Source organism: Duganella violaceipulchra (genome assembly GCF_019166075.1).
Classification (GTDB): domain Bacteria; phylum Pseudomonadota; class Gammaproteobacteria; order Burkholderiales; family Burkholderiaceae_D; genus Rugamonas; species Rugamonas violaceipulchra.
The window spans coordinates 167,059-192,940 of sequence record NZ_JAHTGR010000009.1 but is presented as its reverse complement, the minus strand read 5'-3'; the positions used below and the strand labels follow the sequence as shown (position 1 = coordinate 192,940).

Here is a 25,882-nt window from a genome sequence, read left to right as displayed (position 1 = left end):
TGCGCCCTATCGGCCGTTCTTCCGCGATAAAAAAATAGCCAATTGACACCGAAAATCCCAAGGCGTACTTTGCTCAGGTAGTACCGGGGTTTCGTGTTTTGTCTTACATTTCGCGGGGATAATATGAAATTAAAATCACTACTGGCGGCAGGTTTGATGGCTGCGGCGGCAGGTGGCGCGTGGGCGAACGACTATACGTCGCCGGTCCTGGCCATGACAGGAGGTCCGATCGACTGGACCATTTCCTTCGGCACGTCGCACACCGACGGCCTGGCCTTCACCGATACCTATACTTTCTCGTATTCCGGCTTGCCGGGCACGGCGCAGGGCTTCTTTGCCAATGTGGCGTCCACCGCCGGCGACCTGAACTTCAATTGGGCCGACATCAACGGCGCGCCGCTGCCGGTGATGAACATCGGCGCATTTTCCGGCAGCCTGTACTTCGCCACGCCGGTGGTCGGCCTGCTGACGCTGACCATCAAGGGCACCGATCACGGTGTGGGCAGCTACGCCGGCACGCTGGACGTCACTTCGCCGGTACCGGAGCCCGCCACCTATGGCATGCTGCTGGGCGGCCTGGCGCTGATGGGCGCGCTCGCGCGACGCCGCAAATCCTGAGCATCTCCCCCAAAAGACGCCGCGGCGTCTTTTTTTACGCCACAGCGGCTGGTAGACTGCCGCCATGTCCAAGATTCCCGCCTCCCCCTCCCGCTACGACGCGCCCGGCCACCCGCCGGCCACCACCACCGAATTCGAGGGCGTGCGCAGCCTGCACCTGGGCACCTCCTGGGTGCAGGGTGCGATGCGCCTGTCCAAACCGGACAATATCGAACTCGAATACGTGCAGATGATGATGATGTGGCTGCTGTTCAACGACCAGCCGCGCCACATCGTGCAGCTGGGCCTGGGCAGCGCCGCGCTGACCAAGTTCTGCTACCGCCGCCTGCCGAACGCGCGCGTGACCGCGGTCGAACTCAACCCGAACGTGATCGCCATCTGCAACGCGCTGTTCGGCCTGCCGTCCAACGACGAGCGCCTCAAGGTGCTGGAAATGAACGCCATGGATTTCGTGCTCGACCCGGCCAACCATGGCAGCGTCGACATCCTGCAGGTGGACCTGTACGACGAGGAGGCGCGCGGCCCGGTGCTGGACACGCCCGAGTTCTACCAGGCCTGCTTCGACTGCCTGCGCGACGGCGGCATGATGACCACCAATGTGTTCGGCGACTTCGCCAACTACGACAAGAACCTGCACGCGATGGAACAGGTGTTCGACGCCGTGGTCTGGCTGCCGGAGGTACACGACGCCAACATCGTGGTGATCGCCTTCAAGCAGTCGCCGGTGCTGGACTTCAGCGTGCTGTACGAGCGCGCCGGCGCCATCAAGAAGAGCCTGAACCTGCCGGCCAAGTCTTGGGTCAACGGTTTGAAGGGCTGGATGCTGGATCAGCAATAAACAGTTTACTGATGCGTCCGCACCACAGTTTTGCACCATTTTGCGGCAGCCCGTCGGCCAGATTACGCCAAGTCATCGTATAAGGCACGAAATATTATCAAATGTGCATATTCTGCAACAATTTGGTGCGTGCCGCGTTGCCGCCCGGTGAGCGGCCACGATAGTATTTTTCTCGACCGTGCTATCCGCGCGCGCGTCCACAACAACGAGAGAGATACATGACAAGAGCACCGCACTTCAAACGCACGCTGGTCGCCAGCGCGATCCTGCTGTTGGCCGCCGGCCAGGGCAGCGCACAAACCGCCACCGCCGCCGCGGACACAGCGCCGGCCCAGGAACAAACCGTGGTGGTGCTGGGCTCGCGCTCGGTGGCCAAGACCGCGCTGGACACCTCGTCCCCGGTCGGCCTGATCAGCCTGAAGGACATGCAGACCGCCGGCCCGCTGGAACTGGGCAAGCTGCTGCAGACGCTGGACCCGTCGTTCAACTTCTCCAGCACCTTCATCAGCGACGGCACCGATTCGATCCGTCCGGCCACCCTGCGTTCGCTGGGGCCTGACCAGGTCCTGGTGCTGGTCAACGGCAAGCGCCGCCACCAGCAGGCGCTGGTGAACGTGCAGCAGACCATCGGTCGCGGCTCGGCCGGCACCGACATCAACGCCATCCCGCTGGGCGCCATCCACCACATCGAGGTGCTGCGCGACGGCGCCGCCGCCCAGTACGGCTCCGACGCGATCGCCGGCGTGATCAACATCGTGCTCAAGTCGCAGGTCAACGAGACCCAGTTGAGCGGCAGCTACGGCACCACCTCCGAAGGCGACGGCGACCTCTACTCGGGCACCGCCAACACCGGCTTCGCGCTGGGCCAGGACGGCGGCTTCCTCAACCTGACCGCCGAGGCGCGCAAGCGCGGCGAGACCAACCGCGCCGGCCCCGATTCGCTGCGCGTCAACCCGCCGCGCGTGACCCAGCACATCGGCGACAGCAACACCAAGGACGGCTACCTGTGGTGGAACGCCGCGCTGCCGATCGACAAGGCCAGCGAGTTCTACGCCTTCGGCGGCGTCTCCAAGCGCAAGAGCGATTCCTACGGCTTCTTCCGCTCGGCCGGCGACGACCGCACCATTCCGGCCATCGCCCCGAACGGCTACCTGCCGGCCATCAAGACCGACATCAAGGACGCCTCGTTCGCCTTCGGCTACCGGCGCGACCTGGCCAACGACTGGAAGGCCGACGTCAGCATCAACTACGGCGCCAGCGAGCTCGGCTTCCATGAGTCGGACAGCGTCAACGTCAGCTACTGGTACGAGAAAAAGGCCAACGGCGCCATCTACGGCGAATCGCCGCGCGACGCCAACACCGGCACCCTGAAGTTCAACCAGCTGACCTTCAACGCCGACGTCAAGGGCCCGGTCAAGCTCGGCGGCAACAATGTGTTCCTGGCCACCGGCTTCGAATACCGCGCCGACAACTACCAGATCGTCGCCGGCGACCCGGTCTCCTACCAGTACGGCCGCAGCAACAACCCGGCCATCGCCATCACCACGCCGAGCGGCGCCACCGCCGCCTCCGGCATCCAGGGCTTCCCCGGCTACACGCCGGCCACCGCCGTCGATTCGGGCCGCCACAACATCGCCCTGTTCCTCGACGCCGAAACCAAGCCGGTCGACAACCTGACCCTGGCCGGCGCGGTGCGCTACGAAAAATACTCGGACTTCGGCAGCACCGTCACCGGCAAGCTGAGCGCCCGTTTCGACCCGACCAAGGAAGTCGGCTTCCGCGGCAGCCTGTCGACCGGCTTCCGCGCACCGAGCGTGCAGCAGGAGTTCTACAGCTCCGTGTCGACCAACCTGAACAACGGCGTGCTGACCGAAACCCTGACCGCGCGCCAGGGCAGCGCCGTCACCCAGGCCTTCGGCATCGCGCCGCTGAAAGAGGAAACCTCGACCAGCGGCAGCGTCGGCATGGTGCTGCGTCCGGCGAAGAATATGTCGCTGACCGCCGACCTGTACCAGATCAAGATCAAGGACCGCATCGTGTTCTCGAGCGAGATCGCACCGGAAGCCGGCGGCGGCCCGATCGCCAACATCCTCAAGCCTTTGGGCGTGGGCCAGGCGCAGTTCTTCACCAACGCGGTCGACACCCGCACGCGCGGCCTGGACATCGTGGCCGAGCATACCTCGAAGTTCGCGGCCTCGACGCTGGTGCTGTCGGGCCAGCTGGGCTTCAACAAGACCGAGGTCACCAAGCGTCATTCGACGTCGTCGGTGCTGACCGGCGAGCAGCTGTTCGACAAGTCGCAAGTGACCCTGATCGAACACGGCCAGCCGCGCAAGCACCACGTGGTGGCGGCCGACTACACGGCCGGCCAGTGGAACCTGAACACCCGCGCCAACTACTACGGCGAAGTGGAAGCGGAAAACTTCAGCCCGCTGCAGAAGTGGGATGCCAAGTGGCTGGTCGACGCCTCGGTACGCTATGCCTACACCAAGCGCACCTTCTTCAGCGTCGGCGTGAACAACCTGTTCAACCAGCTGCCGTCGGAGTGGACCAACGGCGGCGCGTTCCCGAAACTGGGCTTCACCCGCTGCTGGGAAACCTGCCCGATCGGCGTCAACGGCCGCTCGATGTACATCCGCGCCGACACCGCGTTTTAATCTCGTCTTGAACGGTTGGCGGCGAACGCCGCCAGGTGCAGTATGGCCGCCAACTGTTTGACCAGTCCCTCCATCTGTTCGGCCGGCACTTGTGCGTAGCCGAGCATCAGTCCCCTCCAGCCCGACGTCCCCTGCGTGTCCTTGCCGCTCAGCGCCTCGGCCACGATGCCGTGCTCCAGCGCCTGCGCGCTGATCGCGTGGTCGTCCAGCTCCGCTTGCGTGAAGCGCAGCGCCAGGTGCATGCCGGCCGAGCCGCCGTACACCGTCGCCACCGATCCCAGATGTGTTTCCAGCGCCGCCACCAGCGCATCGCGCCGCTGCCGGTACAGCCGCCGCATGCGCCGCAGGTGCAGCGCGAACTGGCCGCTGCGCAGGAACTCGGCCAGCGCCAGCTGCTCGGCCACGCGCCCGCGCGCGGACGACTGCGCGCGCATCTGCGCGAAGGACTCGGCCAACCACGGCGGCACCACCACGAAGCCGATCCGCAGCGACGGGAACATGGTCTTGCTGAAGGTGCCCAGGTAGACCACCGGCGCGTCCGGCGCCAGGCCCTGCATGGCCGACAGCGGCGCGCCGTCGTGGCGGAACTCGCTGTCGTAGTCGTCCTCGATGATCAAGGCGCCGGCGTCGCGCGCGGCGGCGATCAGCGCCAGCCGGCGGCGCAGACTGAGCACGCTGCCCACCGGATACTGGTGCGATGGCGTGGTGTACACCAGGCGCGGCGGCCGCAACAGCCAGTCGTCGTCGGTGGGCGCGATGCCGTCGTCGTCGATGTCGATGCCGGCCACGTTCAGGCTGGCCGCGCGCGCCGCCGCCAGCGCGCCGCCGTAGCCGGGGTTCTCGATCCAGATGGTGTCGCCAACGTCGGCCAGCGCGCGCACGCACAGATCCAGGCTGCTTTGGGTGCCGTCGGTGATGAACACCTGCGCCGCCTCGCACACCACGCCGCGCGCGGCGCGCAGGTGGTCGGCGATGGCTTCGCGCAGCTGCGGTTCGCCGGCCGGGTCGCCGTAGTTCAGCTGCGCCACCGTCATGGCGCGCCAGGCGCGTTCCAGCATGCGGCGCCACAGCGTCAGCGGAAAATGGTCGAGCGCCGGCACGCCGGGCACGAAGGCGCCCATCATGTCGGCCGGTCCCTGCGGCGGGCGCAAGGCGCGCGCCCGCTGCGACAGCCCGGCCTGCGGCACGGCGGCCGCCTGCAGCGCGGCCGGCTTGCGGTCCGGCGCCACGGCCGCCACCACGGTGCCGCGCCGGTCGGTGGTGACGAAGCCTTCGCTGGCCAGCTGCTCGTAGGCGTACAGCACGGTGTTGCGGGCCAGGCCCAATTCCTCGGCCAGCGCGCGCGAGGCGGCCAGCCGCGTACCCGCCGCCAGCGTGCCGTTGCGGATGGCGGCGCGCAGGCATTCATGCAGCAAACGCTGGCGCGGCCAGCCGCGATGGCGGTTGTGCGCGGCGTAGCCGTCGATCAGCAAGGCAAAATCCATTCGTGGCTCCATTGAAATGAATGTTTCTGGACCTGTTGCAGGAGCCAGCCAGCCATTATATTGCGGCTTCAACCTTTTGGGATGGAGATCATGACCGAACCAGCAACCCACGCCGCACCGAGCGAACGCACCCGCGTGCGCCGCATTCCGACCAACGCGCACTACGACACGGCCACGCTGCACGCCATCATCGACGACGCCTACCTGTGCCACATCGCCTTCGCCGACGACAAAGGATCGCACTGCATTCCCACCGCCTGCTGGCGCGAAGGGGATCACCTGTACATCCACGGCTCCAACGGCAGCCGCATGCTCAAGCGTTTGACGGAGAGCGAGATCTGCGTGACCATCACGCACCTCGACGGGCTGGTGATGGCGCGTTCGGCGTTCAACCATTCGATGAACTACCGCTCGGCGATGATCTACGGACGCTTCGAAGTGGTGGCGGACGAAGGCGAACGGCGCCGCACGATGGAAGCGTTCATGGAGAAGCTGGTGCCGGGCCGCCAGGCCGACATCCGTCCGGGCTCGGACAAGGAATACGCGGCCACCACCATCATGCGCATCGCGCTGGACGAGGCGGCCTGCAAGGTGCGCGCCGGCGGTCCGGAGGACGACGAGGACGACATGAGCTGGCCGGTGTGGGCGGGCGTGCTGCCGTTCGCGCGCATGCAGATGAAGCCGATCACCGATCCGGTCTGCACCCATGCCGCGCCGGCCTACGTGATCGGCTGGCAGAAGTGGTAAGCGCCTGATGTTTCATACGCTCCGGTTTGACTTTCAATTTACAGCATTGTTATACTAAATTGCATTTTTTATACTTTCGTAAAATTGACAAAGGAGCGCACTTGAAAAACCGGAAATGTTTGCCGACCGCGGCGGCCGCACTCATCGCCTTGTCCCTCGCTGGTCCGGCGTTCGGCCAGGCCAAGGCCGGCGACATCGTCGGACTCAAGCTGGGCATGTCTCCGGATGAGGTGCGCGCTGCGCTGAAGGCGCATGACGCCACGATGAAGATCGTCGACCTGGCGAGCTGGAACGCGCGGCCCGGCGTCCCCGCCTCGCTGGCTAAAATCCGTGGTTGCAGTTCGGCGATACCGAACGGCCCATGCAAAGACGAAATCGTCGTCACCTTCGGCCATCTGTCGAAGAAGGCGCTGTTCCTTACGCGTGTGCTGAAACTGGGCAATGGCGTGCTGCAGCAGGCCGCCGTCGACAGCCTCGTCGAAAAATATGGCCAGCCGACTTTCCGCAGCAGCCCGGCCAGCCTGCTCTGGACCTATACGCCAACCGGCGCGCCTATCACCACTACGGACTGTGCTGTCAGCGCGCAATCTCCGATCGAAAGTATCACGCCGCAACCACAGTGCGGCGCCTCCACCTCGGCCAACATCATCCCCGGTCCCGGCGCGCTCGCCGCGGAAATCCATGTGGCGACCTATGAAGGCAAGCGTCTGGTTGATGAGCGGGCCTTGCTGGTTGCTGCGGTGAAAGCCCATCAGGAAGAGGCCGAGCGCGCGGCCAAGGGCAACAAGGTCAAGTTATAGAGAGCGGTACAGCGGTAACAAAATCTGTTTGACATTCACGTGGCGTGATACTTCAGTCTTGGTGCTTTACCAGGAAAGGAAGACCATCATGCGTATGTTCCAACAGATAGCCATGGCCGCCGTCGGCGCGCTCACCCTGTCCATCGTCGCGCCGGCCGGCAGCGCCGGCGCCTCTCCCTTGCGCGAGCAGGACGACACCGTCACCGTCGCCGGCGTGGAGATCGCCTGCCGCCTCACCTTCCCCGCCGGCACACCGCAGGGCGCGGTGCTGCTGCTGCCAGGCTCGCTCTTCAGCGACGTCGACGGCAACTACCCGACCATGAACCTCAAGCCGCATCTGTATGCGGACCTGGCGGCGCAGTTGGGCGAGCGCGGATACGCCGTGCTGCGGATGGCAAAGATCGGTCCGGGCACCGGCTCGCGCACGCTGGACCCGCAGGCCGCCGCCCGCCATGCGCAATTCGCGACGCGGGCCGACGTCGCCGCGGCCGGCCTGGCATTGCTGCGCAAGTCCGCGCCGGCGCATCCGCTCATCGTGGCCGGCCACAGCGAGGGCGCGTTGGTGGCGTCCATGCTGGCCAGCGGGGCCGATGCGCAGGCCATCGACGGCGTGGTGATGCTGTCCGGTCCCGCCACGCGCATCTTCAGACTGATGCGCGACCAGCTGGTGGCGATGTCGCCCAGCGGCACCGGCGCCGACATGACGACGTACGACCAGACCATCGCGGCCATCCGCGCCGGCGAGCCGCTGCCGGCCGCCGCCGGCGCGAATCCGCAAACGGCGATGCTGGCAGCCATGCCGGCCTTCAGCGTGGATTATCTGCGCAGCACCGACCGCGTCGATCCCGTGGCCGAACTGGCGCGCGTGCGCCAGCCGGTGCTGATCATCCAGGGTGGAGAGGATGCGTCGGTGCCGCCGGCGCACGCCGATAGCCTCTACCAGGGACGCGGCAAGCTGCCGACCGAACTGGCCCGCTTCCCCGGCCTGACCCACTTTTACAAGGTCGCGCCGCCCGGCATTTCGCCGATGCAGTCGATGGCGCTCGACACCGTCAGCGAGCCGGCGGTCGCGGAGCGCATCGCATCGTGGGCGCGCCGATTTTCAATGTAGTTTACCTACACAAAAATACAACATGGAAGCGCTTCCGCAGGGTGTTTATGGCTAAACCGGCACATTGTTGATGTCACGGCACCAATATTCGTTTGACTTGGCTTCTAGTTTTAATACAAGATCGTTTCCAAGCGGCCTCAGAACGCCGTTCAGAAACGACCTTTACAAATACCAGGAGACCTCCAAATGAAGTTGAACACGCATCCGTCCGGCGTCCGCGCCGCCCTCCCGCTCACCCCGGTGGCCGCCGCTTGCGCGGTCCTGATCTCGGCACTGGCCGCGCCGCTGCACGCGGAAACCAACGGCGCACCGCAGGCGTCCGAAGCGCCGATGTCGACCGTGGTGGTGTCAGGCATCCGGCGCGGCATCGAGGACGCGATTTCGGTCAAGCGCGACTCGACCTCCATCGTCGAATCGATCTCCGCCGAAGACATCGGCAAACTGCCCGACGTCAGCATCGCCGAATCGATCGCCCGCCTGCCGGGCCTGGCGGCGCAGCGCGTGGCCGGCCGCGCCCAGGTCATCAGCATCCGCGGCCTGTCGCCGGACTTCGCCACCACCCTGCTCAACGGCCGTGAACAGGTCAGCACCGGCGACAACCGCAGCGTGGAGTTCGACCAGTACCCGTCCGAACTGCTGAGCGGCGTGACCGTCTACAAGACCCCGGACGCCGGCCTGGTCGGCCAGGGCCTGTCGGGCACCATCGACATGCAGACCGTGCGTCCGCTGGCCTTCCCGGGCCGCACCATGTCGGTCAACCTGCGCGGCGAGAACAACTCGATGGGCAAGATCGCCAACGCCAAGGACACCGGCCACCGCTTCAGCGCCAGCTACATCGACCAGTTCGCCAACCGCACGGTCGGCGTCGCGCTCGGCATCGCCAACATGGAATCGCCCATCCTCGACAACGAGACCGGCACCTACGAGCCTTTCGACCAGAGCAAGGTCTCCGGCGTCCCGGCCGGCACCTACGTCACCGCCGGCGTCAAGTCGCTGGCCAAGAGCGGCACCCTCAAGCGCACCGGCCTAATCGGCGTGCTGGAATACCGCCCGAACAAGATGTGGACCAGCACGCTGGACATCTTCGCCTCCGAATTCAAGCAGGTCGACACCAACAACCAGTTCGAGGTCAACCTGGGCGGCTACAACGGCAGCAACAACCCGGTCGGCTTCAACTACAACAGCACCAACATCGTCAACGGCACGCTGCTGGGCGGCACCGCCACCGGCGCCTACCCGCTGGTGCGCGGCCAGTACAACAACCGCAAGGATGAAATCCGCACCGCCGGCTGGGCCAACAAGTTCAACTTCGGCGGCTGGTCGCTGCTGGCCGACGCCAACTACTCGGAAGCCAAGCGCGACGAGACCTACCTCGAAAACAACCTGCAGCTGCAAAGCGCCACCGGCGGCGCCTTCAACGACCCGCTGATGACGGTGGGCTGGGCGACAGGCCAGTTCGCCACCATCGCGGGCAAGCTCAGCTACAGCGACCCGACCAAGCTCTACACCGGCAACTCGATCTACGGCTACGGCAGCACCTACTCGCCGCACCTGAAGGACACGCTGAAGAGCTTCAAGCTGGCCGCCACGCTGCCGGCGCCGGAGATGCTGGACAAATACCTGTCCGGCTTCGACATCGGCATGAACTACAGCGACCGCACCAAGACCAAGCGCCAGCCGTCCGGCCAGCTGTTCGCCAAGGGCAATCCGACCATCTCCAGCGACCTGCTGTACGCGCCGGTCGACCTGGGCTTCGCCGGCTCCGGCATCGTCCCTTCGTGGAACGTGCCGGGCGTGATCGCCAAGTACTTCAACCCGATCGACTACAGCCTGGCCAACAACGCCGGCACCATCAGCCGCGCCTGGGACGTGACCGAAAAGATCAGCACCGGCTACGCCCGCGCCAACATCGACAGCGACTGGGGCGGCGTGACCGTGCGCGGCAACTTCGGCGCGCAACTGGTGCACACCGACCAGTCCTCGCTGTCGCTGTACGCCGACAACGGCGGCGCGGCCCATCCTATCGCCGACGGCAAGACCTACAACGACGTCCTGCCGAGCATGAACCTGGCCTTCGGCCTGCCAAACGAGCAGACGCTGCGCCTGTCGGTGGCCAAGCAGATCGCCCGCGCCCGCGTCGACCAGCTCAACGCCGGCTTCAACTTCACCGTCGATGCGGGCACCCGCCTGCCGAGCGGCAGCGGCGGCAACGCGCGCCTCGATCCATGGCGCGCCAAGGCCTTCGACATCTCGTGGGAAAAGTACTTCGCCAAGAAGGGCTACGTGGCGCTGGCGGGCTTCTACAAAAAACTCGACACCTACATCTACACCTTCTCGGAAACCCGCGACTTCTCGCAGTACACGCCGGGCACCAACGCCATCAGCAACATGGGCCAGTACACCACGTCCTACAACGGCGGCGGCGGCATGTTGAAAGGCGCCGAAGTGTCGGTGTCGATCCCGCTGGAACTGCTGACGCCCGCGCTGAACGGCTTCGGCGTGCTGGCCAGCAGCTCGTACACCGAGAGCGGCATCGACATCAAGCAGGTCAACGCCACCATCGGCAAGATCCAGTTGCCCGGCCTGTCGCGCAACGTCACCAACCTGACGATGTACTACGAAAAGAACGGCTTCTCGACCCGCGTGAGCACGCGTCGCCGTTCGGACTATGTGGGTGAGATCGGCAACTTCGCCGGCGACCGCCAGCTGCGTTACGTGGTGGGCGACAGCCCGGTCGATTTCCAGATCGGCTACACCTTCAACGACGGCGCCTACAAGGGCCTGGGCGTGCTGCTGCAGGTGAACAACCTGACCAACGAGGCGTATGAAACCTACGCCAACAGCAAGGACCGTCAGCTGGAGTATGCGAAGTATGGCCGCACGGTTCTGTTTGGTGTGAACTACAAGTTCTGACGTCAGGTCCAAGGATGCCGGCCGAAATACCAGGCCGGTTTTGATCCTGCAACCACGGTTGCAGGATCTTTTTTACCGGCGTTGCGCCGACTCGCGATACCACAAGCCCAGCATGCACAGGGCGAACAACAGCGCAAAAGGCACAGCCGGCAGTGGACGCTCCACTGCCGCGCCGTTGCCCTTGCCATCCGCACCCGCAGCCCGCGCCGCATACAGCGCCGTCGCGTCGCGCCGCAAGGCCCGCTGCCAGCCTGGCCAATCCTTCACGTCATACACATACTCGAACGCCGGCGCATCCATGCCCGCCGCGGTGAACTTCGCCCAGCCGGCGCGCTTCGGCCACCAGGCGCCGCAGCGCGCGTCGGCCTTGTCGGCGCGTGCCTGCAATGGGAGCGCGGGTCCGCCGTCGGCCGGTTGAACGCTCGCCACGGCGCCGCCTTCGACGCACACTTCGCTGCGCAAGCCAGGGACGGGCATAGTGTCCGGCAGCCGCCAGCTGGTTTTCTGCACGCTGGCCAGCGCGATCTTGTCCATCGCGCCCTGCCACCACAAGGCCAGCGCTTGCGGCGCGCTGATCGCGTAGCGGTGCCAGTCCGATACGCCTATCCACACCACGCGGCCTTGTTGCATATCGCGCTGCCAGAGCCACGGCAGCTTCTTGCCGTCGCGCGCCACGACGGACCACGGTGCGGCCACGTTGTCGTCGGGGTTCAAGCCGGCAGGCGGCATTGCCAGCGCTGCGCCGGCGACCGTGAACTGGCGCGTGTCCTCCTTCTCCGTGGTCGGCGATTGCGGATGCAGGCGCAGGCCGAACTCGCGCTGCCACATGGAGGCGTCGGCCGCGTTCGCGCCCAGCACCACCAGCGGCACGCCTTGCCGCGTCTGCGCCAGCAGCGCGCTGCGCGCCGAGGGATTCATGTGCTCCACATACGCCGCATCGACAAACACCGCGTTCGGCGCCGTCAGCGGGGCGCGGGCGGTTTCGCTGCGCGCCACCGCCTTGCCCAGCGCGACGTTCCAGTCGAGTATCGCGCTGCCGTCGGCCAGCAGCTGATTCAGCGCGCGGGCGTCGAACGACGGCGCATCGAAGCGACCCTGTATCTGCAAGGGCAGCGCATCGCTCACCTGCAACGGCACCGGGCCTTGCGCGATCACTTTTCCGGCGGCGTCCAGCAGGCGCGCCTGTAATACCATCGCCTCCGCCACCGGCGGCAGCCATTGCACGCTCAGCTGCGGCGTGGCGGCGCTGGAGAGATTCGAATCCGCCAGTACCTGCTTGTTCTCGGCCAGCAGCTGCAAGCGCCAACCCGCCTGCGCCTGCGCGCGCCGCACCGTCAGGGTGAAGATGCGGCCCAGCGACATCGAACGCGGGAAGTCCAGCCATAGCATGTCGGCGGCGGCGGGCTTCCACTGCACGCGGCGCGCGGGCAGGTCGCTCCACTCGGCTGCGCGCAGGCCGTCGCCGCTCAAGCTGATGGCCTGTGCACGCGGTATCGCCAGCAACGATGCTTCGCTGATGTCGCCGTTTGCGCCAGTCGCTACCGCCACAATATTCTCGCCGGCTTGCGGCAAACGTATATCGGCCAGCGAGACCGCCAGCGCTGTCGACGCCACAACGATCAGCGACGCGCTGATCCAATTACGCTTGCGGCCATACAGCATGGCGCTGACTGCGCCGACGCCCAGCACCGCCGCCGGCACGGCAATTGCGGCGAGTTCCATGTTGATCATTTCGGCTGCTCCTTGCCGTTCCAGGCCTGACGGAACGGCGTATCCGTCGAAGGCCGCGCCTGCAGCAGCACCGGTGCATCCACAAGCGTGCCGCGCAGCCATGCGCGCAGCTCGCCGCGACAGGGGACGCAGCCATCCTGCACATCCTGCACCGCGCGTTGGGCGCTCAGTTTCTGTTCCTGGTCGGTGATGCGGGCGGCGATGGTGTCGCGCGCGGCCTTGCTCCACAGGGCCGGCAACGCGCCGTCCTGCGACAGGGCTTGCACCAGTTCGCGCACTTCGGCCGGCACGGTGTCGCCGGCGGAGCCCTGCGCGCGCTTGTAACTCAACACGCCGACGATGTCACCGCTCATGCGTTTTTCTTCCTTCAGCGCAGGCGGCACAAAGGCGGTGCGGTGCAGGTAGATGCGCTCCGCCGCCTGCAATTCCTTGATCGCATCCAGCGCCTTGTACTCGGGCGGCAGCGCGGGCTTGGGCGAGATGGCGCGCAGCGATTTTTCCGCGTCCCACATGGCCGACAATGCGCGCTTCAATACCGCCTTGGTCTTGGGGTCGAAGATGGTGGCGTTGTCTTCCTGGTCGTGCGCGTGGCCGAACTCCTTCAGCACCGACATGTCGTTGCCGAAGCCTGGCTTGCTGCCGTGGCGGTCTTCGCCTTCGCCTTCGTGCTGGTGCTCGTCGCCGAACAGGCTCGATTCCTCGCCGAGGAACTGGCCGTAGCGCAGCCGCAGCTTGGCCTGGTCGGAGGCGATGGATTCGCTGCGCTCGCGCAGCGTGGCCGCCGGCATGTTGGGGTGGGCCTGCATGTCGGCCACCAGCTGTTCAGTGTCGATGATGATCTGGCGCTGGCTGCGCAGGTTTTCAGGCTTGGCGATCGACGGCAGCGCAGTCGAGTCCAGGCTCTCCGCTTCCGGCGCCGGCAGGCGCAGCGTGTAGGTCGGCGACTGGGTGGTGTGCGGATTGTCCGGCGAGTTGTCAGTGGCGCGGACGAAGAAGTATAACTCGTCGCCCGCTTCCATGCCCAGCTCCGCCAAGGTCCACTGCTTCTTCCAGTTGCGCACTTTAGGGTCGGATGATTGCGGCAGCGGCACTTCGCGGTCGCTGAAGCGGATGTTTTCGCCGCTGCCGCGCGCCAACGTCATGTGCAGGCTGGCGCGGACGATGGCGTAGTCATCGCGGGCCGCGACGGAGATCTGCACGGTCTTCGCATCCTTGGCGAGGATGTGTATCAATTCCGTGGGTTCGATGATGGTCACTTGCGGCGCCTGGTCCGGCGTGACGCGGATGTTGTAGCGCGTGCCGTTCTTGCCGCGGGCGCGCCAGAACAGCGATTCCTCCACGCGCTTCATCGCGCAGGCTTCGGTGACGGGCAGGCTGAGTCCATCGCCCAGTTCCACAGCAGGCTGCGGGCCGCTGGGGTTGCGCACGCACCAGCGCACTTCGGAAAATTGCGGCACCAGGATGTCGCGGGCGGCGGTCTCGAATGGCTGGACGCCGGTGTAGGCTGGCGGCGTGACGCGCAGGTAAATCTCGCCATCGACGATGGGCTTGACCGGCTGGCTGGCGGCGATGGTTGCGACGGCGGCGGTCTGCTTGCCGTGGTAGCCCCAGGCGGCGCCCGCCGCCGCAAGGCTGAGCAGGACCGGCACGATGCTGATGCGCACGCGGCTGCGGGCGATGCCGCGGTAGACGCTCTCGCCCAGCACAGAGGCCAGGCGGGCTTGCAGGCGTTGCTGCTGGAGTTTGGCGATGGGCGTGGTGGCGTCGGCCGCCAGCAGCGTGCTGCTGTCTTCCAGCGCGGGGATGGCGGCGTTCAGCCACGAGGTCCATTCGCGCTTGATGCGCAGGCGCCAGCGGTAGATATCAACGGCCAGCCAGATGGCCCACGGCAGTATCGCCGCGATCACCAGCGGACGGGCTGCGTGCAGCAGGACCAGCGCGACGGCCAGCGGCGCCAAAGCGGCCAGCCATTGCGGCACGCGGCGGCGCAGGACGGCGGCCCACAGGTGGCGGCGCAGGGTGTCAGTTTCGCCGTGCATGGGTCAGTATCCGTTCGAGTAGAAACAGTGCCAGCAGGGCGAGCGCGAGCCAGGCGGCGGACTTGGCGTCGGTGATGGCGGGGAGCGCGCTGCGCGCCGCGGACAGCGCTTGCGATGGCATCGGGTAGGCCGGCGCGGGGGCTGGGCTGAGCTGCTGCCAGGCTTCATGGAGGGCGCGCGCGGTGTCGGCGTCGCGCGGCGGCATGGCGTCGGAGGTCCACAGGCGGCCGCGCGGGCTGTCGGCGTACTTCAGCACGATGCCATTGATGCTCAGCGTTGAGGCGTTTGCCAGTTCGGGGAAACCGGTCGGTGCGGCGATCCACCAATGCGGAGCGTGCCAACTGGCCGGCGGCGCGGCGGCGGATTCCCAGACGATCAATTCGGTATTTGCGTTTGGTTCGGCGGCGAGCGTGTAGCGGTTGGCGCCATCGCCGGCGCGATTGAAGGCGGCGAACAGCGAGCGCCAGGCGGCGCCCAGCTCCTGCGCGCCGGCCAGCACGATGTGATGCTCGACCGGCGTCGGCGCTGCGGCGACGGCCGGCGGCTTGGTGCGCAGCTCCACCTGGTGACTGAATTGCGGCACGCGGGCCGGCATCGCCAGTTGGTCGGCGCGGGCAACGATCAGCAGACGCGCGCTCGGACGCCAGTCGCGTTCATGTTGGCGCAGCCATTGCAGACCGTTAGTCGGCAGCTCGATGCGCTGCGCCGCGCCCATGCCGGCGGCGGCGATTTGCTGCTCCGTCCACGCCTTGTCGGCGCCGGCGTCCAGCAGCACGGTGTCGCCGCGCCACGGGAAGATAGACGCGGCCAGCCAGGCGATCAGCGCCACCAACATCAGGCAGCGCACCAGCAACAGCAGGCGGTCGCGCCACTGCCAGACGCGCAGCTGCTCCGGCGCGGCCGACGGCAGGAAGCGCGCCGTCGCCAGCGGCTCGGCCTTCAGGCGCTGGCGTTTCTGGCGATGCCACCACACCGGCAGCAACAGCACCGGCAGCGCAAGCCACCACAAGGGATAAGAACTCAGCATCGACAACCCATCTTCATTTTGCGCGCGCTCCGGCCAGCTGCAACCAGCTGCGCAGCACGCCGCTCAGAGGCTGCTCGATACGCGCCTCGTAGTGGACGATATTGTTTTGACGGCAGCTGGTCGCCACCGCATCGAAATGCGCGCGGCTCTGCTGCCTGTAGCTTTCGCGGTCGGCGTTGCTCATGCGGTGCAAGCCATCGCTTTGCTCCGGATCGCGATAGGCCGCGCCGGCCTTGAAGCTGGCGTCCACTTCCGCCTGCGTGCGCAGGGTCAGCAGGCGCACGTCGTGCCGCAGGCTGCGCAGGCGCAGCAAGGCCTCGCTCAATGGCGACGGCCAGTCGAGGAAATCGCTGGCGGCGAAAATCAAACTCGGCGAACGGGCGAAATACAGATTGGCCTTCAGCACCTCGGCGCTGGGCAGGCGGCCTTCCGGCTTGGCCTTGGCCAGCTGCGCCAGCACGCGCTGCAACTGGCGCGGCCCGCGCGAGGCCTGCGTGAATTCGACCTTGCCACCGCCGCACACCACCAGTCCGAACGCGTCGCCCTGACGCTGCGCGATGGCCGCCACGCAGGCCAGCACGGTGCGCGCGAACCACAGCTTGTCGACGCCGTTGATCTCGCGGCTGGGCTCCGCCATCGAGGCGCTGGCGTCCAGCCATAGCCAGGTGGCGACGTGGCTGTCGCGCTCCGCCTCGCGGACGAAGTAGCGGTCCGCGCGCGCCAGCAACTTCCAGTCGACGCGGCGCCACTCGTCGCCCGGCGCGTAGGCCCGGTACTCGGAGAACTCGACGCCGGCGCCGCGTTCGCGGCCCGCGTGCAGGCCGTGGCCCAGCCCCGCCAGCACGTGGCGGATCACCAGCTCCAGGTCCTTGGTCTGCGCCATCATCGCAGTCATGGCGGCGGCGGGCGTGGAAGTGCCCGGCGCGGACGGTTTAAAGGTCGATTGCATCGCGACTTAATCTGGGCGGATATGCTCGCGCAGCGCCAGCAGGATGTCGGCGATCGCCACGCCGTCGGCCTCCGCCTCGAAGTTGCGGATCACGCGATGCGCCAGCACCGGCAGCAGCATCTCGCCGATGTCCTCGCGGGTCACTGCCAGGCGGTTGTGCATCAGCGCGCGCGCCTTGGAGGCCAGCACCAGCGCCTGTCCAGCGCGCGGACCGGCGCCCCAGCCCACATGCTTCTTCACCGCCGGCACCGTCGTCAACGCCGGACGGGTGGCGCGCACCAGCCGCGTCGCATACGCCAGCAGGTGGTCGCCGATTTCGATGTCACGCACCAGCTGCTGCAGGCGCAGCAAGGTCGCCACGTCCATCACCGGGTCGGCGTCTTTCAGGCCGGCGTGGGTGGTGGCGGAGACCATCGCGATTTCCTCTTCCTCGGTCGGATACACGACGTCGATGCGCAACAGGAAACGGTCCAGCTGCGCTTCCGGCAGTGGATAGGTGCCGGCCTGCTCGATCGGGTTCTGCGTCGCCAGCACAAAGAACGGCTTGGGCAGCATGTGCGTCTGGCCGGCGAAGGTGACACTGCGTTCCTGCATCGCCTCCAGCAGCGCCGATTGCGTCTTCGGCGGCGCGCGGTTGATCTCGTCGGCCAGCAGCACCTGCGTGAACACCGGGCCTCGCTGGAAGCGGAACTCGCGCTTGCGGGTCGCATGGTCTTCTTCCAGGATCTCGGTGCCGACGATATCGGACGGCATCAGGTCGGGCGTGAACTGCACGCGGTGGAAGTCCATGTCGGTCGCCTGCGACAGCGATTTCACCAGCAGCGTCTTGCCCAGTCCCGGCACGCCTTCCACCAATGCGTGGCCGCCGGCCAGCAGGCAGATGATCAGCGAATCGATCACGTTTTCCTGGCCGATGATCACGCGGGACATGCTCGCCTTCAGCGCCGCCACCTTGGCGCTCAGCGCGCCGATTTCATTTTCGCTCCAGGCGATTGCACTATCCAAGATCAAGCTCCCAACGCATATTGAATGATATTGACCGCGAAGCGGGTGTTGTCGACCACCAGCCAGCGCTTGTTGCGGAAGTCGTAGTCCCACTCGCAGCCGTAGTCCTTGTTGCTGTACAAAAGCCGCACGCGGCCGCCGACTTCCACCGCCTTCAGGTAGTCGTGCACCAGATCGTCGCCCCAGCCGTTGAGCTCCACGCTGGTGTTGGGCGGGCCGTCGAAATGGAAGAAGCTCGAATACACCGGATGCGTGTTCGGGATCTTGTGCAGCGCCTTGGGCCCGAAGATACGGGCGATTTCGGCTTCGAACGATTTGGAGAACAGGCCGTCGATATCGTGGTTGCAGTCGTCCACGAACAGGAAGCCGCCGCCCTTGATGTAGCGCTCCAGGTTCTTGCGCTCGGCCGGCGTGAACTGCACCAGCTTGTGGCCGGCGAAATAGCAGAACGGCGCCTCCAGCATCTTCGGATCGGACAGCGCGACGATGCGTTCAACGGGATCAACCCGCAAGGTCGTGTATTCGACCAGCGAGTTGAGCACGTTGCTCGGCATGCGGATATCGACATCCCAGTCGCCCGACTCGTAAGTCAGGCGGGTGAAGTAAAAATCGTAGTTGGCCACAACCCGACCTTTATACCGCGTCCGACAAGGAGGTGAAGTTAAAGTCGCGCACCTTCATCGGAGGGATCAGCATCTGGAACCGCACCTCGTCGCCGCCGATCACCACCGGCTTGCCTAGTTCATCGATATTGTTCAGCATCGACACCGGGCTTTCGTTGAAGCGGAAGTTCTTGATCGGATGCTTGATCTTGCCGTTCTCGATGTAGAAGGTGCCGTCGCGCGTCAAGCCGGTCAGCAGCAGCGACTGCGGATCGACCATGCGGATGTACCAGGTGCGCGTGACCAGCACGCCCTTCTTGGTCGACGCGATCAGCTCCTCGGTCGACTTGCCGCCGCCCGCCATGATCATGTTGCCGTGACGGCCCGCGGCGCGCTGGCCCTGCTTCTCGGCCCAGTAGCGGGTGTAGTCCAGCGAGGCCACCTTGCCGCCCTTGATCACGTCCGTGCGCTCGCGCGCCAGCATCGACGCGTCGTCCCAGCCCAGCACCGGCACATCCTTGTTCCACGGATCGGCCCAGACGTTGACCTGCTCGTCGAACAGTTTCTCGCCCAGGCGGTTGCCGCCGCCCTTCTTCGACAGGAAGCTGCGCCCCTCGTCGGCGCGGCGCGCGTCGAAGGCGCCGAACATGCGGCCGATGATTTCCGACGTCGCCGCCGGTTCCAGGATCACCGTGTAGCGGCCCGGCTCCAGCGCCTTGGCCTCCACCGATTTCAACGCTTTTTCAATCGCGATCTCGGACGCTTCACGGGCGTCGAACTTCTTCGCATCGGTGGCCGAGCGCGTGGCCCAGCCGGAACCGCGGCCGTCTTCGGTACGGGTGGTGATGGTGAAGCCCAGGTTGCTCAGGGTCTGGTAGCCGAACACGCCGTTCGAGTTGGCCACCGTTTCAAAGCCGGTGGTGTCGCTGAAGAAGCCCGCCGCGATCAAGCCCTGCTTGCGGCAGGCGTTGATGCTGACGGCAGCCACTTCGGCGCGGTACTCGGGATCGATGGCGGCGGTGGCTTCGTTGTAGGTCGCGGAAGATTTGTACTCCTGCTTCTTGATCGCCGGCTGGAACTCGGGATTCTCCGGCGCCAGGCGCGCCACGTCTTCAGCGCGGCGCACGGCGCGTTCCAGCGCCTTGTCGTCGAACTCATTGATCGACGCCGTGCCCTGGCGCTTGCCGAAGGCGACGCTGACGGTCAGCTGGGTATTCTCCGTCAGGCCGGCGGTCGACACGGCGTTGCGCGCGTAACGGATATTGCCGTTGCGGCTACCGCTGATCTGCACGCGGCACTCGTCGGCCTTGGACAGCGACATCACCTTGTCGCTAATGCGTTTTGCTTCTTCCTGATTCAGCATCTTCATTGATTATCCTATCTTGCGAGCGGTGTTGATGACGTTGATGCCGTTGAAGCGCGTGGTCGACGACCCGTGCGATACGGCGCTGACCTGCGAAGGCTGCCCCTTGCCGTCGAAGAAGGAGCCGCCCATGCGCCAGTCGCGTTCATCGCACAGGGCCGAGCAGGCGTTCCAGAACTCCTGGGTGTTGGACTGGTAGGCCACGTCTTCCAGCTGGTTGGCGATCTTGCCGTTCTTGATCTCGAAGTACAGCTGGCCGCCGAACTGGAAGTTGTAGCGCTGCTGGTCGATCGAGTACGAGCCCCGGCCCAGGATGTAGATGCCCTTCTTGACATCCTTGACCATGTCGTCCGGCGTCAGCGGCTTCTTGCCCGCCTCCAGCGAGACGTTGGGCATGCGCTGGAACTGCACGCTGCTCCAGCTGTCCGCATACGAGCAGCCGTGCGATTCCTTCTCGCCGATGATGGCCGCCTGGTCGCGCGTGGCCTGGTAGTTGACCAGGATGCCGTTGCGGATCAGGTCCCAGCGCTTGGAGGCGACGCCTTCATCGTCGTAACCCACGCAGCCCAGCGAGCCTGGCGTGGTCTTGTCGGCGACGATGTTGACCAGGTCCGAACCGTATTTGAAGTTCTTGCTCTTCCACTTGTCCAGCGTGGCGAAGCTGGTGCCGGCGTAGTTGGCCTCGTAGCCCAGCACGCGATCGAGCTCGGTGGCGTGGCCGACCGACTCGTGGATGGTCAGGAACAGGTGTTCCGGCGACAGCACCAGGTCGTACTTGCCCGGTTCGACGGTTTTCGCGGTCAGCTTCTCGCGGGCCTGGCGGCCGGCGGCGCGCGCATCTTCCACCAGATCGTAGGCGCCCTTGTACAGCGTGGTCACGCCGCCGGCGGCCTTGATCTTGTTGGCTTCCTTCGCATCGAAGAATTCATAGCCCATGCTGGCCGGCGAGGACAAGCCGTCGCGCGTGCGGAAGCGGTTGGTGGCCTTGTCGACGGCGGTGGCGGTCAGCGGCGACCACAGACGGTGGATGTCCTGGTCGATGTAGGAGCCGTCGGTGGAGGCGAAGTACTTCTGCTGGTTCACCTGGAACAGGTTGGACGACATGAAGCTGGCGCCCGCGTCCAGGCCGGCCTTGTTGGCGGCGATCAGCATCTCGGCCTTTTCCTTGATCGCCACGGTGCGCCAGTCCTTCTTGAACGGCGTGGCCCACGCCACTTCGCCCACGCCCTTGACGGGGGCCAGCACCATAGGCTCGGTTTGCAGCTTGGCGTTGGCGCGCGCGATGGCGACCGCCTGGCGCGCTGCGGCGGCCACCGAGTCCGGCGTCATGACGTTGGTCGAGCAGAAGCCGTAGGCGCCGTTGGCGATCACGCGCACGCCGACGCCGGAGGATTCGGTGTTGACGATGTTTTCCACGTTCAGGTCGCGCGTGGTGAGGAACTGGTTCAGGTAGCGGCCAATGCGCACGTCGCAGTAGCTGGCGCCGGCCTTGGTGGCGGCGTTCATCGCGGCGTCGGCCAGCGATTTCTTGAACTGCACGGCCATGGGGTTGAGCAGCTCTTCGGCCGCGATGGCGTTGCCGAAGACCGGTATCAGCAGGCTGCCACCGGCGGCCGCGCCAACTTTTAGAAATGAACGTCGTTCCACTGTTTGCTCCTCTTGGATGCTTGAAGTCTTGCACCCCGCACGGCACCCATCCAGGGGTCTGACCCCGCGGGGTCAGACCCCGGCTTGCGGGGTGCGGGGGTTTACACCGCGTCCGACAACGAGGTGAAGTTGAAGTCGCGCACCCGCATCGCAGGGATCAGCAACTGGAACTGCGACTCGTCACCCGCCAGGATCTCCGGCCGGCCCAGTTCCTCGATGTTGTTCAACATCGCCACCGGGCTTTCGTTGAAGCGGAAGTTCTTGATCGGATGCTTGATCTTGCCGTTCTCGATGTAGAAGGTGCCGTCGCGCGTCAAGCCGGTCAGCAGCACCGACTGCGGATCGACCATGCGGATGTACCAGGTACGGGTGACCAGCACACCCTTCTTGGTGTTGGCGATCAGCTCCTCAGTCGACTTGTTGGTGCCGGCCATGATGATGTTGCCCGGCGAGCCGACGGCGCGCTTGCCCTGCTTCTTGGCCCAGTAGGTCGAGTAATCGAGGTTGGCGATCTTGCCGCCCTTGATGATGTCCTGGCGTTCGCGCGCCAGCATGTTCTGGCCATTCCACGGCAGCACCGCCACGTCCTTGTCCCACGGGTCGGCCCAGACGTTGACCTGCTCGTCGAACAGTTTCTCGCCCATGCGGTTGCCGCCGCCCTTTTTCGACAGGAAGCTGCGGCCCTCGTCGGCCTGGCGCGCGTCGAAGCCGTTGAACATGAAGCCCAGCAGGTCCGAGGTCGCAGCCGGCTCCAGGATCACCGTGTAGCGGCCCGGCTCCAGGGCCTTGGCGTCCACCGAGCGCAGCGCTTTTTCAATCGCCACGTTGGATGCTTCGCGCGCGTCGAACTTGCTGACGTCGCCCACGCTGCGCTTGACCCAGCCCGAACCGCGGCCGTCTTCGGTGCGCACGGTGACGGTGAAGTCCAGCCCCGTGTCCTGCTGGTAGCCGAACACGCCGTTCGAGTTGGCGATGGTGTTGAACTTGGTGCTGTCGCTGAAGAAGCCCGCCGCCACCAGTTTGTTCTTCTTGCTGTTCTCGATGCTGTAGGCCGCCACCTGCGCGCGGAACTCGGGATCGATGTCGGCGGTCTTCTGGAAGAAGGTCTCGCTGGCCTTGTATTGCTGCTTGGTCGGCGTCGGCATGAACTCCGGGTTCTCCGGCGCCAGGCGGGCCAGGTCTTCCGCGCGGCGCACCACTTTTTCCAGCGACTTGTCGTCAAACTCGTTGATGGTGGCCGTGCCCTGCTTCTTGCCGAAGGCGACCGACACCACCAGCTGGGTGTCCTCGATCAAGCCGGCGGTCGACACGGCGTTGCGCGCGTAACGGATATTGCCCTTGCGGCTGCCGGTGATGTTCACTTCGCACTGGTCGCCCTTGGAGAAGGACAGCACCTTGTCACTGATACGTTTTGCTTCGTCTTGACTCAAATTCTTCATCTCGTGGTCTCCAGGGCTTAGCCGATTTTGCGTGCGGTGTTGATGACGTTGATGCCGTTGAAGCGCGCCGTGCTGGCGCCATGCGACACCACCGACACCTGCGAAGGCTGGCCTTTACCGTCAAAGAAGGAACCGCCCATGCGCCAATCGCGCTCGTCGCACAGACCGGCGCAGGCATTCCAGAACTCCTGGGTGTTCGATTGATAGGCCACGTCTTCCAGCATCTCGCCGATCTTGCCGTTCTTGATTTCGTAGAACAGCTGGCCGCCGAACTGGAAGTTGTAGCGCTGCTGGTCGATCGAGAAGGAACCGTCGCCGACGATGTAGATGCCCTTCTTGACGTCCTTGACCATCTCGTCCGGGGTCATCTTCTTTTTACCGGCTTGCAGCGAGACGTTGGGCATGCGCTGGAACTGCACGCTGCTCCAGTTGTCCGCATACGAGCAGCCGTGCGATTCCTTCTCGCCGATGATGTGGGCCTGGTCGCGGGTGGCCTGGTAGTTGACCAGGATGCCGTCCTTGATGATGTCCCAGCGCTTGCACTTGACGCCTTCGTCGTCGTAGCCGACGTTGGCCAGCGAACCCGGGGTGGTCTTGTCGGCGACGATGTTGACCATGTCCGAGCCGTACTTGAATTTTTTCGACTGCCATTTGTCGAGCGTGGCGAAGCTGGTGCCGGCGAAGTTGGCCTCGTAGCCGAGCACGCGATCGAGCTCGGTCGGGTGGCCGACCGATTCGTGGATGGTCAGCCACAGGTGTTCCGGCGACAGCACCAGGTCGTACTTGCCCGGCTCGACCGACTTGGCGCTCAGCTTTTGCTTGGCCTGCTTGCCGGCTGCGCGCGCATCCTCGATCAAATCGTAGGACTTGGTGTACAGCGTGGTCACGCCGCCGGCCGCCTTGATCTTGTGCTCGGGACGCGCGTCCAGGTATTCGTAGCCCATGCCGACCGGCGACGACAGGCCCTGGCGCGAACGGAACTTGTTGGTCTTCTGGTCGACGGCGGTGGCGAACACCGGCATCCACAGGCGATGCACGTCCTGGTCGATGTAGGAGCCGTCGGTGGAGGCGAAGTACTTCTGCTGGTTGACCTGGAACAGCAGCGACTGCATGAAGCTGGCGCCGCCCTCCATGCCGGCCTTGTTGGCGGCGATCAGCAGCTCGGCCTTGTCCTTGATGGCGACGGTGCGCCAGTCCTTGACGATGGGCGTGGCCCACGACACTTCGCCGACACCCTTGACCGGCGCCAGGATCACCGGCTCGGTCTGCAGCCTGGCGTTGGCCTTGGCGATGGCGACCGCCTTGCGCGCGGCGGCGGCCACGCCGTCCGGGCTCATGTCGTTGGTGGCGGCAAAGCCGTAGGCGCCGCCGGCGATCACGCGCACGCCGACCCCGGCCGATTCCGTGTTGACCACGTTCTCGACGTTCAGGTCGCGGGTGGTGATGAACTGGTTCAGGTAGCGGCCCACCCGCACGTCGCAGTAGGAGGCGCCGGCCTGGGTCGCCGCGGTCAGCGCGGTATCGGCCAGCATTTTCTTGAATTGCAGGGCGACTGGCTTGAGCAGCTCCTCCGCCGCGATTGCGCGACCGAAGGCGGGCAGCAGCATCGTGCCCAGGGCCAGACTACTAACATTGAGGAATGCACGTCGTTCCATCGTATCTCCAAAAACGTAACAGCAAGGATTAGATTGCGGGCCGGTCGCCCGGGGTTCTGCTTTTTATTTGCTCTTCTAGCTGGAACTACTTCGTTACCGCTCGTTGCTTTGCACTACACCTGAATATCCGCCGCCGTTTCCGCCGGTTTTGCAATATTAGCGCCGGATTAAGGAACGAGATAGGCAAAATGTGTGCCACGGGTATTCATGTTGAAAGTTGCTGCGGTTGGCGGGAGTTTCAGGGGTGTAGTGTCCGCCTGACTGTCCGCCCGACTGTCCGCCAGTGTCCGAAAGTGTCCGCCCGGTGTCCGCTTGCGCGCGGCCGTCACGCTGGCGCGGAGCGCCGTCCCAATTCGCTTGACCTTCTGGCAAGCCTGCACCATGATCGCGCAGGGCGAGCGGCTGCGCATCGCCACAACAAACGAACCTTTTGGAGACTTTGCATGAAACGAACCGTACTTGCCGCCCTGGCCGCCACCATGTTGATCGCCGGCGGCGCCTTTGCCGCCGAAGACGCCGCCTTGAAGGCCGCGATCGCCGCGCCGTCGCGCACGCCCGCCAACGTCGAGCGCGACGTCTATCGCCATCCTTACGAAACGCTGAGCTTTTTCGGCATCAAGCCGAACATGACGGTGGTCGAGCTGGAGCCGGGCGGCGGCTGGTACACCGAGATCCTGGCCCCCTACCTGCGCGACCATGGCAAGCTGATCGCCGCCGGCAACGACCTGGCCGCGCCCGACGCCAACGAGCGCAAGGCCGCCGAGCGCTTCATGGCGCGCCTGAACGCCAAGCCGGAGGTATACAACAAGGTGGCGCTGGGCGTGTTCTCGCCGCCGCGCAAGTATGAACTGGCGCCGGCCGGCAGCGTCGACATGGTGGTGACCTTCCGCAATGTCCACAACTGGATGGAGATCGGCCCGGACAAGCTGAAGACGCTGTTCGGCAGCGTCTACACCAGCCTGAAGAAAGGTGGTGTGTTCGGCGTGGTCGAGCACCGCCTGCCGGCCGCCAAGGTGCAGGACAAGGACGCCAGCAGCGGCTATATGCACGAGAAATATGTGATCGGCCTGGCCGAGGCGGCCGGCTTCAAGCTGGCCGACAAGTCGGAAGTGAACGCCAACCCCAAGGACAACGCCGAGCACAAGGGCGGCGTCTGGGCGCTGCCGCCGACCTACGGCAACAAGGACGAGGACCGCGCCATGTACCAGGCCATCGGCGAGAGCGACCGCATGACGCTGAAGTTCGTCAAGCCGTAGT

19 protein-coding genes are annotated in these 25,882 nt (G+C 65.5%); 8 read left to right on the top strand and 11 right to left on the bottom strand.

What is annotated here, in order from left to right:
* Positions 1-123 precede the first annotated feature (123 nt).
* The 3 genes from KVP70_RS18175 to KVP70_RS18165 all read left to right on the top strand — a co-directional run bounded on the left by KVP70_RS18175 (position 124) and on the right by KVP70_RS18165 (position 4,113).
* Positions 124-618 carry an FxDxF family PEP-CTERM protein gene (locus KVP70_RS18175; RefSeq protein ID WP_229224908.1) on the top strand — a complete coding sequence of 165 codons (495 nt, stop codon included), beginning with the start codon at positions 124-126 and terminating at the stop codon, positions 616-618.
* A 64-nt stretch (positions 619-682) separates the two neighbouring features.
* Complete coding sequence (locus KVP70_RS18170) at positions 683-1,456, top strand: spermine/spermidine synthase domain-containing protein (protein WP_217943604.1); 774 nt, start codon at positions 683-685, stop codon at positions 1,454-1,456.
* A 218-nt stretch (positions 1,457-1,674) separates the two neighbouring features.
* Positions 1,675-4,113, top strand: coding sequence for a TonB-dependent receptor plug domain-containing protein (locus KVP70_RS18165; RefSeq protein WP_217943603.1), 2,439 nt, complete (start codon positions 1,675-1,677; stop codon positions 4,111-4,113).
* Here the strand turns inward: KVP70_RS18165 and pdxR are convergent.
* Positions 4,110-5,597, bottom strand: a complete 1,488-nt coding sequence (pdxR, locus tag KVP70_RS18160) for a MocR-like pyridoxine biosynthesis transcription factor PdxR (RefSeq protein WP_217943602.1) — start codon at positions 5,595-5,597, stop codon at positions 4,110-4,112. The genes KVP70_RS18165 and pdxR overlap by 4 nt on opposite strands.
* An 81-nt stretch (positions 5,598-5,678) precedes the next feature.
* Here pdxR and KVP70_RS18155 point away from each other — a divergent pair, with 81 nt between their 5' ends.
* The 4 genes from KVP70_RS18155 to KVP70_RS18140 all read left to right on the top strand — a co-directional run bounded on the left by KVP70_RS18155 (position 5,679) and on the right by KVP70_RS18140 (position 11,168).
* Positions 5,679-6,344, top strand: a complete 666-nt coding sequence (locus KVP70_RS18155; protein WP_217943601.1) for a pyridoxamine 5'-phosphate oxidase family protein — start codon at positions 5,679-5,681, stop codon at positions 6,342-6,344.
* A 101-nt stretch (positions 6,345-6,445) separates the two neighbouring features.
* The gene (locus KVP70_RS18150; RefSeq protein WP_217943600.1) at positions 6,446-7,144 is read left to right on the top strand and encodes a hypothetical protein; all 699 of its coding nucleotides are present in this window, start codon (positions 6,446-6,448) and stop codon (positions 7,142-7,144) included.
* An 88-nt stretch (positions 7,145-7,232) separates the two neighbouring features.
* The gene (locus KVP70_RS18145; RefSeq protein ID WP_229224907.1) at positions 7,233-8,255 is read left to right on the top strand and encodes an alpha/beta hydrolase; all 1,023 of its coding nucleotides are present in this window, start codon (positions 7,233-7,235) and stop codon (positions 8,253-8,255) included.
* 186 nt (positions 8,256-8,441) lie between these two features.
* Positions 8,442-11,168, top strand: coding sequence for a TonB-dependent receptor (locus KVP70_RS18140; protein ID WP_217943599.1), 2,727 nt, complete (start codon positions 8,442-8,444; stop codon positions 11,166-11,168).
* A gap of 72 nt (positions 11,169-11,240) precedes the next feature.
* On the opposite strand, the gene KVP70_RS18135 is transcribed toward KVP70_RS18140, so the two are convergent.
* The 10 genes from KVP70_RS18135 to KVP70_RS18090 all read right to left on the bottom strand — a co-directional run bounded on the left by KVP70_RS18135 (position 11,241) and on the right by KVP70_RS18090 (position 24,625).
* Positions 11,241-12,899, bottom strand: a complete 1,659-nt coding sequence (locus KVP70_RS18135; protein WP_217943598.1) for a hypothetical protein — start codon at positions 12,897-12,899, stop codon at positions 11,241-11,243.
* Positions 12,896-14,938: a DUF4175 family protein gene (locus KVP70_RS18130; RefSeq protein WP_217943597.1), complete on the bottom strand. Its 2,043-nt coding sequence runs from the start codon at positions 14,936-14,938 to the stop codon at positions 12,896-12,898. The genes KVP70_RS18135 and KVP70_RS18130 overlap by 4 nt, the downstream gene beginning before the upstream one ends.
* Positions 14,922-15,965, bottom strand: coding sequence for a BatA domain-containing protein (locus tag KVP70_RS18125; protein ID WP_217943596.1), 1,044 nt, complete (start codon positions 15,963-15,965; stop codon positions 14,922-14,924). The genes KVP70_RS18130 and KVP70_RS18125 overlap by 17 nt, the downstream gene beginning before the upstream one ends.
* 13 nt (positions 15,966-15,978) lie before the next feature.
* Positions 15,979-16,914 (bottom strand): DUF58 domain-containing protein, encoded by a 936-nt coding sequence (locus tag KVP70_RS18120; protein WP_217943595.1) that lies wholly within the window; start codon positions 16,912-16,914, stop codon positions 15,979-15,981.
* 6 nt (positions 16,915-16,920) lie between these two features.
* Complete coding sequence (locus KVP70_RS18115) at positions 16,921-17,919, bottom strand: AAA family ATPase (RefSeq protein WP_229224906.1); 999 nt, start codon at positions 17,917-17,919, stop codon at positions 16,921-16,923.
* A gap of 2 nt (positions 17,920-17,921) precedes the next feature.
* Complete coding sequence (locus KVP70_RS18110; protein WP_217943593.1) at positions 17,922-18,542, bottom strand: DUF4159 domain-containing protein; 621 nt, start codon at positions 18,540-18,542, stop codon at positions 17,922-17,924.
* 10 nt (positions 18,543-18,552) lie between these two features.
* Positions 18,553-19,890 (bottom strand): TldD/PmbA family protein, encoded by a 1,338-nt coding sequence (locus KVP70_RS18105; protein WP_217943592.1) that lies wholly within the window; start codon positions 19,888-19,890, stop codon positions 18,553-18,555.
* Positions 19,891-19,893: 3 nt separating this feature from the next.
* Positions 19,894-21,531 (bottom strand): TldD/PmbA family protein, encoded by a 1,638-nt coding sequence (locus KVP70_RS18100; protein ID WP_217943591.1) that lies wholly within the window; start codon positions 21,529-21,531, stop codon positions 19,894-19,896.
* A gap of 101 nt (positions 21,532-21,632) precedes the next feature.
* Positions 21,633-22,970: a TldD/PmbA family protein gene (locus tag KVP70_RS18095; protein WP_217943590.1), complete on the bottom strand. Its 1,338-nt coding sequence runs from the start codon at positions 22,968-22,970 to the stop codon at positions 21,633-21,635.
* A gap of 17 nt (positions 22,971-22,987) precedes the next feature.
* Positions 22,988-24,625, bottom strand: a complete 1,638-nt coding sequence (locus KVP70_RS18090; RefSeq protein WP_217943589.1) for a TldD/PmbA family protein — start codon at positions 24,623-24,625, stop codon at positions 22,988-22,990.
* Positions 24,626-25,068: 443 nt separating this feature from the next.
* On the opposite strand from KVP70_RS18090, the gene KVP70_RS18085 reads away from it, so the two are divergent.
* Positions 25,069-25,881 carry a class I SAM-dependent methyltransferase gene (locus KVP70_RS18085; RefSeq protein ID WP_217943588.1) on the top strand — a complete coding sequence of 271 codons (813 nt, stop codon included), beginning with the start codon at positions 25,069-25,071 and terminating at the stop codon, positions 25,879-25,881.
* Position 25,882: the final 1 nt, after the last annotated feature.

Excerpts from the sequence above, each read along its gene's own strand:
- KVP70_RS18120 (WP_217943595.1), bottom strand. The coding sequence starts at position 16,914 with ATGCAATCGACCTTTAAACCGTCCGCGCCGGGCACTTCCACGCCCGCC.
- KVP70_RS18140 (WP_217943599.1), top strand. The coding sequence starts at position 8,442 with ATGAAGTTGAACACGCATCCGTCCGGCGTCCGCGCCGCCCTCCCGCTC.
- KVP70_RS18085 (WP_217943588.1), top strand. The coding sequence starts at position 25,069 with ATGAAACGAACCGTACTTGCCGCCCTGGCCGCCACCATGTTGATCGCC.
- pdxR (WP_217943602.1), bottom strand. The coding sequence starts at position 5,597 with ATGGATTTTGCCTTGCTGATCGACGGCTACGCCGCGCACAACCGCCAT.
- KVP70_RS18130 (WP_217943597.1), bottom strand. The coding sequence starts at position 14,938 with ATGCACGGCGAAACTGACACCCTGCGCCGCCACCTGTGGGCCGCCGTC.
- KVP70_RS18145 (WP_229224907.1), top strand. The coding sequence starts at position 7,233 with ATGCGTATGTTCCAACAGATAGCCATGGCCGCCGTCGGCGCGCTCACC.
- KVP70_RS18165 (WP_217943603.1), top strand. The coding sequence starts at position 1,675 with ATGACAAGAGCACCGCACTTCAAACGCACGCTGGTCGCCAGCGCGATC.
- KVP70_RS18095 (WP_217943590.1), bottom strand. The coding sequence starts at position 22,970 with ATGAAGAATTTGAGTCAAGACGAAGCAAAACGTATCAGTGACAAGGTG.
- KVP70_RS18155 (WP_217943601.1), top strand. The coding sequence starts at position 5,679 with ATGGAGATCATGACCGAACCAGCAACCCACGCCGCACCGAGCGAACGC.
- KVP70_RS18135 (WP_217943598.1), bottom strand. The coding sequence starts at position 12,899 with ATGATCAACATGGAACTCGCCGCAATTGCCGTGCCGGCGGCGGTGCTG.
- KVP70_RS18125 (WP_217943596.1), bottom strand. The coding sequence starts at position 15,965 with ATGCTGAGTTCTTATCCCTTGTGGTGGCTTGCGCTGCCGGTGCTGTTG.
- KVP70_RS18090 (WP_217943589.1), bottom strand. The coding sequence starts at position 24,625 with ATGGAACGACGTGCATTCCTCAATGTTAGTAGTCTGGCCCTGGGCACG.
- KVP70_RS18170 (WP_217943604.1), top strand. The coding sequence starts at position 683 with ATGTCCAAGATTCCCGCCTCCCCCTCCCGCTACGACGCGCCCGGCCAC.
- KVP70_RS18105 (WP_217943592.1), bottom strand. The coding sequence starts at position 19,890 with ATGAAGATGCTGAATCAGGAAGAAGCAAAACGCATTAGCGACAAGGTG.
- KVP70_RS18175 (WP_229224908.1), top strand. The coding sequence starts at position 124 with ATGAAATTAAAATCACTACTGGCGGCAGGTTTGATGGCTGCGGCGGCA.